The organism is Paraburkholderia sp. MM5477-R1, from assembly GCF_050436385.1.
Taxonomy (GTDB): Bacteria; Pseudomonadota; Gammaproteobacteria; order Burkholderiales; family Burkholderiaceae; genus Paraburkholderia; species Paraburkholderia tuberum.
In genome coordinates this window covers 1,908,229-1,923,147 of record NZ_JBNDMC010000006.1, presented here as the reverse complement: position 1 = coordinate 1,923,147, position 14,919 = coordinate 1,908,229, and the positions used below count along the sequence as shown (strand labels likewise).

Below are 14,919 nucleotides of genomic sequence, written 5' to 3'. Positions count from 1 at the left end.
GATGAATAAGTCACATCGTAGCCTAAAGCACGAGCTCCGTCAAACCGCGGCCCTCCTCAGCGTCTCACGCGCCGTCAGTTAAACTTCGGCTGAATTGACGATCCACAACTCACACCCAAATGAACGACGTAACGTCAGGACCCGCTAAGCTGATCGAGAAAAAGCGTACCCGCGGACGACCCGCGTACAGCGCTTCCGTCGGTGCCGACGTCCTCCTGCGACATGCCCGGCGCACCTTCGCAAAGCGTGGATTCGACGCTACCAGCGTGCGGGAAATCGCGCGCGACGCGGGTGTCGACCCGGCGCTGATCGCGCATCATTTCGGGTCGAAAGAAGCGCTATGGGTTGCGGTGGTAGAGCAGATCGCGGATCAGGCTGCGCCAATGATCGACGCCACAGCCAGGTTGCGCTCGGCCATGCTAGGTGCGCGTGAGCGTGTCGAACACGCAGTGGTTCTTTTCATCGATCAGGTTTTCGACGAACCCGACCTTGGTATGTTTTTTTCGACTGCCGCGACCGAAGAAGGCGAGCGCTTCAACATACTCATCGGGCGTCTGGTGCGCCCCTATCACGACGTTTTCGTGCCTTTGCTCGAAGATGCATCGAGGGCGAAGGAATTGAAACCGCACCACCCCGAAGTCATGTTTTCCATGCTGATGAACGCCATCAGCAATACCGTGGCTTACCACCATATGCTGCGGGCTTTCTCGTCACTTCCTGAAGATCAGGCCAGGTTCAAGCGCGCGGTGCGGGACACGGCGCTGAACATGATCGGAAAGTAATCAGCAAGACCCAATGCGCTTCGCGACAAGCCCGGAATCCTCCACCTGCTTATCGTGCGCGTCGTCCCCTGACGCATTCGCTGCCCAAGAGAACTACCATGGCGATGACCGCCCCAAGGAACGTGTCCACGATCCGCTCGCCGACGAGCGCGAGGGGAGCGCTCGTCCCGCCCACCGCTGAGATGGTCAACGCGGTTGGGGTAATGAAGGTCAGGGCCAGCGCGTAGTGCCGCGCGGCCACGACTTCGATCACGAACTGGAGCAGCGCGAGGACCCCGACGAGCCAGAGGCCTTTCGGGTCGACGAGCTGGATCAAGCCAAAGACAGCCGCGCCCAGGACCGTGCCCACAACGCGGTGCACGGCCCGAATGGCACTTGAGCGCGAGACGTGGCTGCCCTGCAGCACCGCACCCGCGACCATAACCGTCCAGTAGGCACGGTGCTCCCCAAAAGACAGGCTCAGCAAGCCGGCGCTGGCAACCGCCACGATCACCCTCGCGGCGATCGTGGCCTTTTCCCCGTCGAGCAAGCCGGGAGGAAACCGCATGCGCAAGCTGGACGCTTCGCCCTTGCGCTGTTGCACAAGCGGCAGCGCGAGGGGTGCGATCACGAGCAAGTACGCACTGAGCGCGCCGACCGCGACCAGAGAGGGGATCATAAAGACGCCAAGGGGCGAACCGCTGAAACGCGCGGAAGCGGCCAGATGACCGCTGACACCGGCGACCAGCACGAACTGCATCGGCCCGGGTGGACCCATTCCGACACCGAGCAGAATGATGCTGGCGAGCGCAGCCACGGCGACGAGGCAGGCGATGGTCAGCCACGCATTCGTCGCGCACAGTACGCCCAGCGTGGAGGCGGCCACGAACCCCGCCGCGACGAACGGCAAGGCCTGGAGCCGGTCGCCCAGGCGCAGCGTCGAGCCGTAGAGAGCCGTGAAGGCGCCGAGAGAAGTGATGAGCCCGAGTGACTGGTGGCCGGCCAGCATGAACGCGCTCAGAGGCACGCCCATCGCGACGCCCCCTCCGACGCCGGCCGACCACCGCCACGGGCCGTCGTTGAAGCCAAGCAGGCTTTTCAGTACGCGGGGCGGCAAGAAAGGTCTTCTCATTTGGGATTGTTTTGTGAAGCGGCCAGGCGATTGGATAATGAAATTTGAATCGAAGGCGGAGATCGCGTTTTCGCTCCGACGGCGCTCCGGATTGCACGCCTTGTCTGTCGACACTTCAGAGCCGCATTCCGCAGGGTCGCAAGTGACCAACCGCCTTTTTGCGGCTTCAAGACGGCCCTCTCCTGACGACCCCGTCGGTCTACACGTTCGTGCTACCAGTTCGTTCGTCGCAAGTGCCGCTTCCCCCGAACCCACCGAGGTTCAAGTGCGCGAGCGCGATCGAATGACGTTCACGTGACGGCCATCATGCGGACCGCTTGCCTCGCGCAACGGTGTGCGACGACGTGATGGCTCCGGTCCTCCGACTTTCAACCAACGCACGCGTACGCTGCGAGATTCGCGCCGCTGCCTCCCGGATCGATTCGACAAGACGGTCCAGATTGGCAAATTCGAGTCGCTGGGTCGGCACGATCACCGCAAGCGAACCGACTGCTTCACTGGAGTCGTCCGTAAATAGCGGCGACGCCAGTGCAGAAACGCTGCTTTCCAGTTCGCCCCTCGACAGATAAAAGCCGGCACGCCGGATTTTGAGCAGCGACGCGCGAAACTCGTCGAGTGTCGCCCCAAGGCCGCTTTGCGCGATCTCGTCGGCATACTGATCGAACAGGACCGCGAGCTTGGCCTTCGGAAAGGTGGACAGGATCGCTTTTGGAGCGGCGCCGAGAAACAGGGGGCGAGGACGGCCCCGGCCGTACCGGAGGTCAAGCGCCGCGCCGTGAGTCTCGCGATGCGTGTCCACGAGTTCGTTACCGTACCAGCGCGACATCACCACATCGAAGCCGGCGTGTTCACTCAACTCACGCATGATCGGCTGCCCGACCGCAAGCAGCGGATCCGACATGCGCAGGTGGTAGTCAAGCTTGATGATGCGAGGGCCGAGACCATAGTCTCCTCCTGCAAACCGGATGAGCAAGCCAGCATCCAGGAGCTCGCGTACATAGCGATAAGCCGTTGGGGTTGAGCAATCGAGTTCGGCGGCAACGTCTTCGACGGACAGGAACGGCTTCGCCTCCGAAAACAGCTCGAGTATGGATAAAAGTCTCGTAATGCTCGACATCTATTGCGCTGCGCCTCCTCGTGTGTGAACGGAATTATATGCACTGGCAAGATCGCCATTGACACCTTCAACGACCACCGCGCGGAAACAGTCGCACGCGAGCCACGCAGCGCCACGCTTATGCAAGCCCCATGCGCTCGGCCATTTCGGTTTGCCAGACACTTCGCGGCCTGAATCCCGATAGCGTTCTTGCGTGGCGTTCGACAGCCGCCATCAGTTCAGCATCGGGCAAGCCGAAGTCCACCGGCACCCGCATCGGCTGGTCGACGTACCACGGCGTGTCGATGTAGAGCTCGAGGCGATTGCCCTCGGGATCGCGCGCATAGATCGAAACCGAATTGCCGTGGGTGACGGGGTTGATTTCCTGCAGGCCTTCCGCAATGAACTGCCGATGAAACCGCCTCAACGTGGCAAGGCTGTCAGCTGTGAACGAAATCTGGTTGATCGGATTGAACGCCAAGTGCTCGGGGCGGCCGCTCGCGAGCACGATCTGGTGATGCACCGCGGGATCGCGGCTCAAGAATACCAACTGCACAGCGCCGTGCGGCGTCTGCAGCGAACCCCGATCCGTCACGGTGAATTCCATCACCCGCGTATAAAAGTCCTCCACGCGCGCCATGTCGCTCACATAGAAGCCCATGTGACTGAGCGACAGCCCTGCCCTCGCTTTCTTCATACCGTTCATGCCTGTCTCCAAGTAGTGATAAACCCTAGCAAAAAACACGTTGTGACATTTGCTAAAGTTAGTCTATTCTCACCATAAGATAAATGCACGGTTTTTTACGAATCCAGGCGTTGATCCAATCTACTTTTTATCTATCCGGAGCATCAATGAAACTCGCCAGCTTCTCCACCCACCTTGGCTCATCGTTCGGCATCGTTCGCGACGAAACCGTGTTCGACCTTGGCAAACGTCTCGGCGGCCGCTATGCCGATCTGAAGGCACTGATTGCCGCCGACGCATTCCGCGAGGCCGCACAGGCCGCCGATGGCACGCAGGGCGACTACCCGCTGTCGGAAGTCACGCTGCTGCCTGTGATCCCGAACCCCGAACAAATCTTTTGCGTGGGACTCAACTACGCAGACCACGTCAAGGAAACCGACCGCGAAACCACCGAGCATCCGGTCATCTTCATGCGGGTGCCGGCTTCCCAGGTTGGCCATGGCCAGCCGATGCTGCGTCCGCCTGAGTCGCAGAAGTTCGACTATGAGGGTGAGATTGCCGTCATCATCGGGCGCGGTGGACGACGCATCGCCGAGGCCGACGCGTGGAATCACATCGCTGGCTACGCCTGCTACAACGACGGTTCAGTGCGCGACTGGCAGCTTCATACGGGCCAGTGGGGCCCGGGCAAAAATTTCTATCGCACCGGCGCGTTCGGACCGTGGATGGTGACGAGCGACGAGATCGAACCCAACGCGGTGATGACGCTCGTCACCCGCCTGAATGGACAGGAAGTGCAACGCGCGACGACGCAGATGCTGATTCACGGCATTGCCAAACAGATTGCCTACCTGTCGACGTTCACCCCGCTCTCTCCGGGAGACGTGATCGTGACCGGCACGCCTGGCGGCGTCGGCGCGAAGCGCAATCCGCCGCTGTTCATGAAGGCCGGCGACGTGGCGGAAGTGGAGGTTGATCGGATCGGCGTTCTGTCCAATCCAATCGCCGACGAAGCGTAAAAGTCGTAGCCGGGCGCGTTCGTGTGCGCTCGGCGTCTTATCTGGCGGAACAAGACATGTTAGAGAAAACTATTTCGACGCACGCGTGCGACTACGACGTGGCCGTTATCGGTCTCGGGCCCACCGGGGCGACGCTCGCGAACCTGCTGGCAATCGAAGGCTTGCGGGTGCTGGTGCTGGAGCGAGACAAGGAGATTTTCGCGCTTCCTCGCGCGGTGCATTTCGACGGTGAATGCATGCGCGTGTTCCAAACCCTCGGTTTAACCGACAAGCTGCTACCCAAGCTGTTCGTGGGTCCCGGCATGAAATTCGTGAACAGGGAAGGCAAGTTGCTGATCGACTGGCAACGGCCAACCTGTATCGGACCACAGGGGTGGAGTGCGAGTTACAAGTTCCATCAGCCCGATCTCGAGAATGCGTTACGCGAGCGTCTTGCGCAGCAATCGAGCGTTGACGTCCGGTTGCGCCACGAAGTGTTCGCGCTTGACGAGGCGAGCGATGGCGTCCAGTTGCGCTTCGAGGATACGTGCTGCGGCAAACTTGGACGTACCACCGCGCGATATGTAGTCGGCTGCGACGGTGCGCGCTCGATTGCCCGACGCTTCATGGGCACCGAATTGAGCGATCTGAAATCGCATGAACGCTGGGTTGTGGTCGACGTATTGCTCGATGCACCGCGGCCCGATCTTGGCGACTACTCGGTCCAATACTGCGACCCGGCGCGCCCGACCACTTACACGCGTGGTCCCGGAAATCGGCGCCGCTGGGAAATCATGGTGATGCCCGGTGATGATGTGACGCAACTCACGTCCCCCGAATGGCTGTGGGACAAACTCGCTCGCTGGATTTCTCCGGCCGATGCGCGCCTCGAACGTTCTGCCATATATACATTTCACTCGGTCGTGGCGAACGGTTGGCGCCGTGGCCGACTCCTGCTTGCAGGCGATGCCGCGCATCAGACGCCACCCTTTATGGGCCAGGGAATGGGAGCCGGCATTCGCGACGCGTCGAATCTCGCGTGGAAGCTTGGTGCCGTCATTCATGGCGAAGCGCCCGATACCCTCCTCGACAGCTACGAATCCGAACGCTCGCCGCACGTGCGCTTATTTATCGAAACGGCGGTACAGCTCGGCTCAGTCATTCAAACGACGAGGTCAGACCTGGCCGAAGTCCGTGATGAAGAAATGAGCGCAGCGATTCGCAATTTTGTGACCCCACAACCCAGGCTTGGCCCGGGCGCATGGATCGATGAACCATCGGGCGTGGCCGGGCATATTGCACCGCAACCCCGCCTGCTGGACGGACAACTCGTGGACGACGTGGTCGGCTATCGGTTTGCGCTGCTTGCGCGACCCGAATTGCTCCGTGAATGCCCCGACGTCGCCAATAGCGCTGCGCAAGCGGGCGTCGGGATTGTGGCCAGCGATGGAGCGGCTGTTCGCGAGTGGTTGGAGTCGATCAACGCTCCAGCGGTGCTTGTACGCCCCGACCGGTATGTGTACGGCGTCGCGCAGGACGGTGAATCCTTGCAAAACCTTCTGCACCACGCCGTACCCGGCTTGCAAACCGAAGGTGCTGTGGCCATGTGAGCCCGCAACCCCCGTTGTCACGCGAGATGTCTCGCGGTCGACGCACATAGACCATCGGACAAAGAATCCGATAATCAAATTGGAGGAGTCATGGGAATATCCCACAACCCGGTCGGCGGCGCCGACCGTTCACAGCCATCCGGCTTGTCCCCGTCGCAGTGGAAAATGATTCTCATCGCAAGCCTTGGCGGCTCGCTGGAGTTTTACGATTTCATCGTCTACGGCTTTTTTGCCCATAACATCGCGGCCCAGTTTTTCCCGAACTCGTCGTCGCTGGTCAGCATGCTGGCTACTTTCTCCGTGCTCGCAATCGGGTACGTGATTCGACCGCTCGGCGGAATTGTGCTCAGTAGCTGGGGCGACCGGTATGGCCGGCGTCCAGTGTTTCTCGGCTCAATCATTGTGGTCACGACCGCGACGATCTGTCTTGGTCTGCTGCCCAACTTTCAGAGCTGGGGCATGACCGCATCGATCCTGTTGATCCTGCTGCGCATGCTTCAGGGTTTTTGCGTCGGCGGAGAAATGCCCGGCGCGATTACCTATGCAGTGGAAGCCGCGCCGCATCGGGCGGGGCTCGCCGCGGGCATCATTATCTGCGCGGTGAACCTGGGTGTTTTGCTGGCCACATTCGTCAACCTCGGCATCCAGACCTACCTGTCCGCCACGGACGCGGCGGCGTATGGCTGGCGGATCGCGTTTCTTTTCGGCGGCGTTTGCGGGATCGCTTCCTACCTGATGCGCCGTAATCTGGACGAGTCGCCCGAGTTCAAGAAGATGCAAGGGGCTGTCGTCAAACAGCCGTTTCGCGAGACCTTGCGACGTCATGGCAAAGCGGTCGTGACGGGGGCACTGGCGATCGCCGTGATGGCCGGCGTCAACGGCATACTTTATGGCCACATGCCCGCCTACCTCGTCCAGCAGTTGCACTATGCACCACGGACCGCGGCAATTGCCCAGAACGCTTATCTGATCGTCAGTTCCCTCGGCCTCCTCGCCGCAGGCTGGCTCGGGGACAAGATTCCACGCCGGTACCTGCTTCGAGCGTCAGCGGCGCTGCTGATCGCATTGAGCTACCCGTTCTATGAAGCGCTGGCGAGTCACACCGTCAATCCGGTGGTGCTGTTTGTGCTTGCCGGCTTGGTTTTTTCACTGGCAAGCGGGACATGGGCGTCGGTGCTCGCCGACCAATTCCCTCTCCAGGTCAGATTCAGCGGAATCGCGCTGGCTTACAACCTGGCCGTTGTCGTATTCAGCGGCTTTGCGCCCTTGCTGGCGACCATGCTGATTCGCATGACCGGCTCCTTGGCAGCGCCAGCCTGGTATGTCATCGCCGCATGCACGGTCGCGCTGCTTGCGAGCTATGGGTTGCCGACGGGAAAGTCTCGGGCCGGGTCGCCTTCGAAGACAGATGGACTGAGCGGCGAACTGTTGCGTTGAGCCGAATCGAGCGACGATGCGGCCGGCACCGTCTCCGACAAGAGGTATCCATGCAGTATTTTCGGGAGGTTTACGATGAAAGATGCATCCATTCAGGCCGCCGTCGAGGCGCTGGAACAACAGCGCTGCGACGCCACGGTGGCTGGAGACCTGCACAAACTCGCGTCGCTACTCGACGACGATCTGACGTTCGTCCATTCAGCTGGCTACGTTCACGGCAAGTCGGAGTATCTGTCCTTCCTTACCGAGAAGATCAAGGTGCGTCAAATCGTGCGTCCGCAACCGCTCGCGTATAGGTTCCTGCCAGACACCGTGATCACGACGGGCCATCTCGAACAATCCCTGGTGCGCAGGACCGATGGATCTGAGCTCAACATTCGCGCGCTCATAACTGAAATCTGGGTCAAAAGCGAGGGCGGCTGGAAACTGCTGCATCTCCATTCCGGGCGCTTGCCGGATTGACGCAGATCCCTATCTTGCCGTCCATCTCGGGGAAGCCTGGACACCGATCCTGAACAGGTTCGCGAACTTATGCTGCGTGCCTATCAGGCGCACCCGTCGATTCTCGACCATCCGGCGCCATCCGTCATGTTCAGTCAACTGACGCCCGACGGCATTACGCTGAGCGTCACCGGTTATGTCCGCAGCCCCCGGATCACAGGGGATATCAAGAGCGATCTGCTGTTCGAAATCCTCAAGCGATTACGTGCGGCGAAGATCCCACTGTCGAAGCCGCAAACCGTTATGGTCGGGAATCTGCATGACCAGAGTCGCGCCGCCTTTGCCACAACCAGCTTATCGGTCTAGCGTCCCCCGGAGCAGGAACGAGCCGGAGGTCAAGAAACCAGGCGGGATCAGCGCGTTTTCGTCGAAAAATCCGGCGGCATAGTGCGTCCAACTCACGCGGTCCGCTCGGACTAGTAATGCTTCTCGGACTGCAGATCGTCGATCACTAACGCGAGAAGCATGCCAGCACGCGAGTCGCCCGCTCATGCGCGCCAGATAGGGTTTCGCACGGCTCGGTACGCGCGGCGATGTCACTACCTGGTGCCCCGCAACCTGGGTGATGCATAGGGGACCGCATTCGGCCCCATTGCAGTGCGTGCGCGTTGCAGGCGCTCGCCCGTCAAGGTGCGCACCGCAACGCGGCTACCCTCGATATGGCGCGCGATCAACGCAACGCTACGATCCGTTTCGCGACAACGAATCGCATCGAGGATCGCGACATGTTCGTCGTAGGTTTCGTCGATGCAGTCGCCATACACGAGATCGAGCCGCCGCACGACCCGGATGCGATCGGTCACGCGCCGCATCGCATTGGTCAGCTCGGCGTTATCGGCGGCCTGCACGAGGGCGTGATAAAATGCTTCGTCGAGCGCGACCATCTCGCGGCCGTCACGCCGACGGTGAGCAGGCGGGATCTTCCAGATTTGTTCGAGCTGATCGAGCATCTGTGCGACGCCTTCGGAGAGCTCTCCTCCGGCACTCGCAAGCTTCGAGACCGCAAAGGTTTCAATCAGCTTGCGCATTTCGTACAGGTCTTCGAAGCGTTTGAAATCGACCGGCACGACTTCCCAGCCGCCGCGCACATAGCCGCGCATCAGGCCGTCACTTTGCAGGCGCTGCAAGGCCTCGCGCGCAGGCGTGCGGGACACGCCGAAGCGCTCGGCGATGCTGCCTTCCGTCACGCGGTCGCCGGGCAGCAGGCGCATATCGAAGATATCTTCGCGGACACTGACATAGACATGATCAGCCCGCGAGGGGGGAATGCCGGTGATGTCGTTCACGCTTGGAACCTGAGTTGGCGAGTGTCGGGGCTGAGATTATTGTCCGACCCGCACGCGCCATGTCAACACGCGATGAAAAAACCGGCATCGCACGGACATCAGCCGCGAGCGAAATACGCCTTTACAGCCGACAGAAACGTATCGATGTCCGCGCGCCTGCAGCGCGGACGATTTCGATTGAATTGAAAATCGGGTTATGCCGCCACGCGCTCACGAGTAGCTGCTGGCGAGCGAAAGCGCCGGGTTGCGCGCAGTGGCATCGCGCTGCTGTGGGTTGGGCGATTTCAGTTCCGAGCCGCGTTCGGACCCAACGGAGAAAAGATTGACCGCTCCCAGGAGGTTTCGTGCTTGCCGGTTCAAGGCGTCCACGGCGGCGCCCGATTGCTGGACGAGCGCGACGTTCTGTTGCATGCCGTGCTCCAGGCTTGCGATCATCTCGCGGACCTCGCCGATCTGAAGCGCTTGCTGCTGACGCGCGTCATGGATTTCGCTCCGCGTGCCCCTTCGGTGTCGCCGGAGGTTTGCCGTGCAATCACCTCGTCGATAAACGGCGTGGCCTTGTTGCCCGCCTCGATCACGCGCGAATAGATAGCGCGCTCGGCTGCGGTGATGTCGGTGCGCTGCGCGTAGACGGCGGCAAGCGGCTTTGCCGCCTCGTCATAATCCGCCGCAAGTTGAAATGAGCAACCGCCACGGCGCCTGCGCGGCAACGCAGTTCAATTTCGTAGGTTTATATCGTCACCTGACGAGTTGCGCTGGAGACGACTCGGACGATCGCAGCGATAACACCGGCGAGCCGCCCGGCGCCGACTCGCAATGCGCTTACAGCGCAGGCAGCAGGCTCGGCAGGCTCGTCAGGAAGGCGCGCACGTGCATGGCAATCACCGCTTCGGCGGGCATGCTGTTTTCATTCGAATAGATGCGGCGGCGAATCGCCAGATGAGACACGGCGCCATGTAACAGCCAACCCACTTCGCCCAGTTGAGCCGGGTCGGCGGGCATGCGTAGACCCAGTTCATACGCGGTCTCCGTGACGATGATCTCGAGCGCATGGCTGACGATCGCGTTCGTATAGGCCGGCGCCGTGTGCAGGCCCTCGAGCGACGAATAAAGGAAGAGCCTCAGCCAGCGGCGCGTCAGGAGCGTGTCATAGTACTCGCAATAAAAGCGGTTGAGTCGGCTTTCAATCGGCACACTTCGGTCTTGCAATTGAACAAACCAGATTGCGTCGAAGATTCCGACGACTTCCCGCTTGTAGACTTCATCAATCAAAGCGGCCTTGCTCGGGAACAGGCTATATAACAAGCGTTGCGATACGCCGCAGGCTTCCGCGATGGCGCGGGTCTGTGCGCCGAGACCATGCTCCGCGAAATATTCCGCGGCCTTCTCCAGCACGCGCGCCTGACGCTCGGCACGCGGCAAACGCTGCGGCGCTTTTTTCATCGGCCGCTTGACCGCCACGCGGTCGGCGCCGGTTCCACGGCTCGGCTTCTCGATAGTCCCTTTGGTCTTCATAGCTCCCTGCGCTCTCGGATCATAGCTGTTATCATCACCTGACGATTTACGTTTTGATAAAGTATACGCCCCGGGCGTGGGCGGCAGTCCCGCGCTGCCCTGCGTGACCCTCGCATTATCTCAGCCGTTGCGAAGCGAGCGTCGTCCTTGCTGCTGCCAACTAACCTGGAACCGGATGTTCGTCCATGTCCGCGTTGCCACGGAGGCATCGTGATGGGAGTCGGCGTGACGGCGCCCGCATTGGCATCGAATCCCGCCCAGCCGATGGCGGGTCGCCACGAACGCTCTCTTTAGCAAGCCTGAAGCACGTTGATGACGCGGCTCACGAGCAACGGGCGCGTATTGTGTCCATATTCGGCCATATGCGCGGAGGCCCCGTGCGCCCTCAACGCTTGCGCGCTTTCCCAGCGCTCGATGACAGCGAACGTGTCCTTGCCGAGCGGTGTCTGAATCGTCCCGAACTCAGGTACGTCGATGACGGCCTCGTAGCTGACGCACCCCTCTTCGGCCAACACCGCCGGCCGGTTCTTGTTGAAAAGTGCCAGCACGGCTTCGCGTTGACCGGGCTGTGCGGTGATTGTGGCAATGACATGGATCATCCGGGTACTTCTCCTTTTCTGTTTCGGCGCCGATCGCCGCGTGAAATCATAGCCGCGTTTGCGTACGTTTGCTGAAAGAGCCTCATCGAGTTCAGACCGCACTTCCGACGTGGCTCGTCAGCGATTCGATCCGTCACTACATCGCGACGCTCAGCACGCTCTTGCCTATCTGAACATGACAGCGGCGTAATGCGGAGGTCAGCCTGGCGTCACCCCATCCGCGGACAATAGAGCTTACTCACCCTCGCGGCGGTGGCGCGGCGAGCGCCGCCAAAGCACAGGTTCGCACAGCGTTCAGGCAGCGCGATGCGGCCGATGGCCTCGCCGTCCGGTGCGAACACCATCACGCCGTTCAATGTCGGTCCTGTACCCCAGCCGGCCCACAGGTTGCCGTCGGTGTCGCAGCGGAAGCCATCCGGCGCGCCGTGCTCGCCGCCGTCGACAAAGATGCGGCCGTTGACGAGGCGTCGGCCATCCTCGACGTCGTACGCCCGGACGCGTCTTGGCGTGGATCCGGACTCGACAATGTAGAGGCGGCTTTCATCCGGCGAAAAACAAAGGCCGTTCGGATTGGCGATGTCGCCAGCGACGATCTCTGCTTCGCCGGAGCGCGGGTCCAGGCAAGTCAGTCGTTCTTCCGGATATACGCTGCGAACGCCTGCTCGTAGTCCGGATGCCAACGCGATAGCGCCGGGCGATTCTCTACAATGTCTCCCGCAGCCCAAAGGATGCGTCGCTCGTCGAGGGAGCGAGGCACATCGTTGTCGGGGCACAGAATGTAGAAATCGCCGGCACCCAGTCGCTCGATCATGAAATCGACAGTCTGCTCGGGCGTCCAGGCGGCGGCCGGTTTCTCGGTACGACCTTGAGCGGCAAGCTCCGTAAACACAAAGCCAGGGATCAGCAAATGCGCGCTGATCCGGCAGCCCGGCGTATTGCGCAACTCGTGCTGCAGTGCTTCGGTAAACGCCTTCAGGCCGGCCTTGGAGACGTTATAAGCCGGGTCGCCGGGCGGCGTCGTGATGCCCTGCTTCGAACCGGTGTTAATGACGAGCCCCGGGCGTCCGCGCGCGATCATCGCGGGCACGAAGGTCCGAGTGCCACGAATGACACCCCATAGGTTGACGTCGAGCACCCGCTCCCAGTTAGCGGCCGCGCCGAACATGGCGCTACCCGGTTGAATCCCCGCATTGTTCATGAGGATATCCGTGCCGCCGAAGCGATCCCGAACGGCTGCTTCGAGGCGGACCAGGTCTTCGATGCGGCTGACGTCCGTCTCGACGACCAGTACCTCCTTCGCGCCTTCAGCAGCCACGCTGGCAATCGCCTGCATCGCATGCGCCAGGCGGTCCTCACCCAGATCCGCAATGCACACGCGAAGCCCGAGCTGCGCGAACCGCTTCGCAGCAGCGAGTCCAATGCCGGCAGCACCGCCTGTCACGACGGCGACGGCTCCGGGAGTGAAAGTAAAGTGTGTCATCAATAGTCCTTTCTGATTCGTCATAAAACGTCAGCCCGGCACCTCACAAGCAGACCGCCAAACGGCAGGTACGTCGATAGGTCGCGCGGCCGGGAAATTCGTCACTCACCTCAGTCCATCGGGCAAAACGGCACTGGCGACAGAAACACCGATTCCTGATGGACGAGATACGGCAGGATGCGCGGCGTGAAAGCTTGCCAGCGTGGATCGGCTGCGAGTTTCGCGCGCTGCGCTGCCCGATGCGCGTAGTCCTCGTAACCCCAGCAGAACACGATCGAGTTCAACGTGCCTGAGTCCTTCGTCCAGCAACCCTTGAGCCGGGCGTACTGACTGATGATGCCAAGCCCTTCGCGCTCGTAGATGTCCAGGAACTCGCCTGTCTTTCCCGCCGTAATCTGATATGTACGCATTTCTACCAACATGGTTCCCTCTGTTTCGATCGGTACTCTCTCGCAGCACACCGTCGTCAGACCGCGTGGCTTTCGACATGCGCCTTCAGCGCGCTGAAGAACTCATCGAGATTCTTGCTCGCGGCGGACTGAATCAGGCGCGACCCCACGCTCATCAGCTTCCCGCCAATCTCGACGTCAGCGTCGTACACCAGCACGGTCGTATTGCCTTGCGCTTCAAGTTGCAGGCGCGCAGTGACTTTGGCAAAGCCCAGCGCACCTGCACTGCCCATACCGGCAATCGTATAGGCCCTGGGCGGATCGAGATCCGACAATTCGACGTTGCTTTTGAAGGTCGCCGCCATCGGGCCGACGCGAATCTGCACGGTCGATTCGAAATGCAGGTCGTCGAGTCTCTTCAGCGCTTTGCAGCCAGGCAGGCATGCTTCGAGTACTACGGGATCGTTCAATGCGCGCCATGCGGCTTCAGGGGGCACGGGCAGGATGGTTTGATCTGTCAGCTTCATCGCCGCCGCTCAGCGCTCGTAGAGTTTGAACAGCGCCTGCGTGCCGTTGCGCGCGCAGCCCCGCTCGGCCAACTCCTGGTACATTACGCGCACCAGTTCCAGACCCGGCAATTCACGTCCCATGCTCCGCGCTTCCTCGTGCGCAATCCGCATGTCCTTGATGAAATGCTCGATGAAGAAACCGGGTGCAAAATCGCCCTTGGCAATGCGCGGCCCCAGGTTGTTCAGCTGGAATCCACCCGCCGCGCCTCCGCCAATCGCGCTCAATACGGTGTCGGCATCCAGCCCGGCGCTGTGCGCATAGGCGAGCCCTTCGCACACGCCCACCATTGTCGATGCAATGACGATCTGATTGCACAGCTTCGTGTGCTGACCCGCACCCGGGCCGCCTTGCAGGACGATGTTGGTGCCGAGGCAGCGCAACATCGGTTCCACGCGTGCGAGCACAGCGCGTGCGCCGCCGACCATGATCGACAGGCGCCCTTCGCGCGCACCGATGTCGCCGCCCGATACCGGCGCATCCAGCATGTGCACCCCGCGCTCAGCGGCGAGCGCGGCCAACTCTTCGGCCAGTTTTGGACTCGACGTCGTCATGTCGACCAGCACCGCATCGCGCCGCGCATGCGCGACCAGACCGTCGTCGCCCAGATAGAGTGTGCGGACGTCCGCGGGGGTGCCGACAATCGTGAACACGACGTCCGATACTTCGGCGAGCGCCCGCGGGGTCGCTTGCCATGTCGCGCCGGCCTCGATGAGCGGCTCAGCCTTCGCACGCGTACGGTTATAGACATGCAGCGGATAGCCGGCGGCGGCTAGCCGCGAGGCCATCGAGAAACCCATGATGCCAAGGCCGATAAAGCCAATCGCGGGTTTGCCTGTAGATTGATTCATGATGGTTGGTCC

General features: G+C 61.3%; 18 protein-coding genes and 1 pseudogene. 6 read left to right on the top strand and 13 right to left on the bottom strand.

From position 1 onward, the window contains the following. Positions 1–119: 119 nt before the first annotated feature. Positions 120–782: a TetR/AcrR family transcriptional regulator gene (locus tag OKW35_RS27275; RefSeq protein ID WP_429553654.1), complete on the top strand. Its 663-nt coding sequence runs from the start codon at positions 120–122 to the stop codon at positions 780–782. A 49-nt stretch (positions 783–831) separates the two neighbouring features. Here the strand turns inward: OKW35_RS27275 and OKW35_RS27270 are convergent, their stop codons facing one another. From OKW35_RS27270 to OKW35_RS27260, 3 genes are all read right to left on the bottom strand, one after another. After that, complete coding sequence (locus OKW35_RS27270; RefSeq protein ID WP_429553653.1) at positions 832–2,007, bottom strand: FUSC family protein; 1,176 nt, start codon at positions 2,005–2,007, stop codon at positions 832–834. Between the two features lie 190 nt (positions 2,008–2,197). Then, the gene (locus OKW35_RS27265) at positions 2,198–3,010 is read right to left on the bottom strand and encodes an IclR family transcriptional regulator (protein ID WP_429553652.1); all 813 of its coding nucleotides are present in this window, start codon (positions 3,008–3,010) and stop codon (positions 2,198–2,200) included. Positions 3,011–3,128: 118 nt separating this feature from the next. Further along, positions 3,129–3,695, bottom strand: a complete 567-nt coding sequence (locus OKW35_RS27260) for a VOC family protein (RefSeq protein WP_184059845.1) — start codon at positions 3,693–3,695, stop codon at positions 3,129–3,131. A 146-nt stretch (positions 3,696–3,841) separates the two neighbouring features. Here OKW35_RS27260 and OKW35_RS27255 point away from each other — a divergent pair, with 146 nt between their 5' ends. The 5 genes and pseudogenes from OKW35_RS27255 to OKW35_RS27235 form a co-directional block, all read left to right on the top strand. Next, entirely contained in the window at positions 3,842–4,693 is an 852-nt protein-coding gene (locus tag OKW35_RS27255; RefSeq protein WP_429553651.1) for a fumarylacetoacetate hydrolase family protein, read from the top strand. Positions 4,694–4,749: 56 nt separating this feature from the next. Continuing rightward, on the top strand, positions 4,750–6,282 hold the full coding sequence (locus OKW35_RS27250) for a bifunctional 3-(3-hydroxy-phenyl)propionate/3-hydroxycinnamic acid hydroxylase (protein ID WP_429553650.1): 1,533 nt from the start codon (positions 4,750–4,752) through the stop codon (positions 6,280–6,282). Between the two features lie 90 nt (positions 6,283–6,372). Further along, positions 6,373–7,719, top strand: coding sequence for an MFS transporter (locus OKW35_RS27245; protein WP_429553649.1), 1,347 nt, complete (start codon positions 6,373–6,375; stop codon positions 7,717–7,719). Positions 7,720–7,794: 75 nt separating this feature from the next. Further along, a complete protein-coding gene (locus tag OKW35_RS27240) occupies positions 7,795–8,181 on the top strand; it encodes a nuclear transport factor 2 family protein (protein ID WP_429553648.1) in 387 nt (128 codons plus the stop codon). Positions 8,182–8,217: 36 nt separating this feature from the next. After that, positions 8,218–8,526 (top strand): annotated as a pseudogene (locus tag OKW35_RS27235) (DUF3772 domain-containing protein); the annotation flags it as partial. Between the two features lie 233 nt (positions 8,527–8,759). On the opposite strand, the gene OKW35_RS27230 reads toward OKW35_RS27235, so the two are convergent. From OKW35_RS27230 to OKW35_RS27185, 10 genes are all read right to left on the bottom strand, one after another. Beyond that, a complete protein-coding gene (locus OKW35_RS27230) occupies positions 8,760–9,506 on the bottom strand; it encodes a GntR family transcriptional regulator (protein WP_429553647.1) in 747 nt (248 codons plus the stop codon). Between the two features lie 210 nt (positions 9,507–9,716). Beyond that, positions 9,717–9,917 (bottom strand): hypothetical protein, encoded by a 201-nt coding sequence (locus OKW35_RS27225; protein ID WP_429553646.1) that lies wholly within the window; start codon positions 9,915–9,917, stop codon positions 9,717–9,719. 20 nt (positions 9,918–9,937) lie between these two features. Beyond that, positions 9,938–10,216: a hypothetical protein gene (locus tag OKW35_RS27220; protein WP_429492187.1), complete on the bottom strand. Its 279-nt coding sequence runs from the start codon at positions 10,214–10,216 to the stop codon at positions 9,938–9,940. A 112-nt stretch (positions 10,217–10,328) separates the two neighbouring features. Beyond that, entirely contained in the window at positions 10,329–10,901 is a 573-nt protein-coding gene (locus tag OKW35_RS27215; RefSeq protein ID WP_429509994.1) for a TetR/AcrR family transcriptional regulator, read from the bottom strand. A gap of 410 nt (positions 10,902–11,311) precedes the next feature. Next, positions 11,312–11,620: a putative quinol monooxygenase gene (locus OKW35_RS27210; RefSeq protein ID WP_429553645.1), complete on the bottom strand. Its 309-nt coding sequence runs from the start codon at positions 11,618–11,620 to the stop codon at positions 11,312–11,314. Between the two features lie 209 nt (positions 11,621–11,829). Then, positions 11,830–12,300 (bottom strand): SMP-30/gluconolactonase/LRE family protein, encoded by a 471-nt coding sequence (locus OKW35_RS27205; RefSeq protein ID WP_429553644.1) that lies wholly within the window; start codon positions 12,298–12,300, stop codon positions 11,830–11,832. Further along, entirely contained in the window at positions 12,246–13,100 is an 855-nt protein-coding gene (locus OKW35_RS27200) for an SDR family NAD(P)-dependent oxidoreductase (protein ID WP_429553643.1), read from the bottom strand. Before OKW35_RS27200 ends, OKW35_RS27205 begins: the two co-directional genes overlap by 55 nt. Positions 13,101–13,210: 110 nt before the next feature. Continuing rightward, positions 13,211–13,522: an NIPSNAP family protein gene (locus OKW35_RS27195; RefSeq protein ID WP_184059833.1), complete on the bottom strand. Its 312-nt coding sequence runs from the start codon at positions 13,520–13,522 to the stop codon at positions 13,211–13,213. Between the two features lie 44 nt (positions 13,523–13,566). Continuing rightward, the gene (locus OKW35_RS27190; RefSeq protein WP_429353606.1) at positions 13,567–14,016 is read right to left on the bottom strand and encodes a CoxG family protein; all 450 of its coding nucleotides are present in this window, start codon (positions 14,014–14,016) and stop codon (positions 13,567–13,569) included. Positions 14,017–14,025: 9 nt separating this feature from the next. Continuing rightward, positions 14,026–14,907: an NAD(P)-dependent oxidoreductase gene (locus OKW35_RS27185; RefSeq protein WP_429353605.1), complete on the bottom strand. Its 882-nt coding sequence runs from the start codon at positions 14,905–14,907 to the stop codon at positions 14,026–14,028. Positions 14,908–14,919 lie beyond the last annotated feature (12 nt).

Coding starts and splice junctions, on each gene's coding strand:
- OKW35_RS27275 (WP_429553654.1), top strand. CDS start 120: ATGAACGACGTAACGTCAGGACCCGCTAAGCTGATCGAGAAAAAGCGT.
- OKW35_RS27265 (WP_429553652.1), bottom strand. CDS start 3,010: ATGTCGAGCATTACGAGACTTTTATCCATACTCGAGCTGTTTTCGGAG.
- OKW35_RS27260 (WP_184059845.1), bottom strand. CDS start 3,695: ATGAACGGTATGAAGAAAGCGAGGGCAGGGCTGTCGCTCAGTCACATG.
- OKW35_RS27255 (WP_429553651.1), top strand. CDS start 3,842: ATGAAACTCGCCAGCTTCTCCACCCACCTTGGCTCATCGTTCGGCATC.
- OKW35_RS27250 (WP_429553650.1), top strand. CDS start 4,750: ATGTTAGAGAAAACTATTTCGACGCACGCGTGCGACTACGACGTGGCC.
- OKW35_RS27245 (WP_429553649.1), top strand. CDS start 6,373: ATGGGAATATCCCACAACCCGGTCGGCGGCGCCGACCGTTCACAGCCA.
- OKW35_RS27240 (WP_429553648.1), top strand. CDS start 7,795: ATGAAAGATGCATCCATTCAGGCCGCCGTCGAGGCGCTGGAACAACAG.
- OKW35_RS27225 (WP_429553646.1), bottom strand. CDS start 9,917: ATGCAACAGAACGTCGCGCTCGTCCAGCAATCGGGCGCCGCCGTGGAC.
- OKW35_RS27210 (WP_429553645.1), bottom strand. CDS start 11,620: ATGATCCATGTCATTGCCACAATCACCGCACAGCCCGGTCAACGCGAA.
- OKW35_RS27200 (WP_429553643.1), bottom strand. CDS start 13,100: ATGACACACTTTACTTTCACTCCCGGAGCCGTCGCCGTCGTGACAGGC.
- OKW35_RS27195 (WP_184059833.1), bottom strand. CDS start 13,522: ATGTTGGTAGAAATGCGTACATATCAGATTACGGCGGGAAAGACAGGC.
- OKW35_RS27190 (WP_429353606.1), bottom strand. CDS start 14,016: ATGAAGCTGACAGATCAAACCATCCTGCCCGTGCCCCCTGAAGCCGCA.
- OKW35_RS27185 (WP_429353605.1), bottom strand. CDS start 14,907: ATGAATCAATCTACAGGCAAACCCGCGATTGGCTTTATCGGCCTTGGC.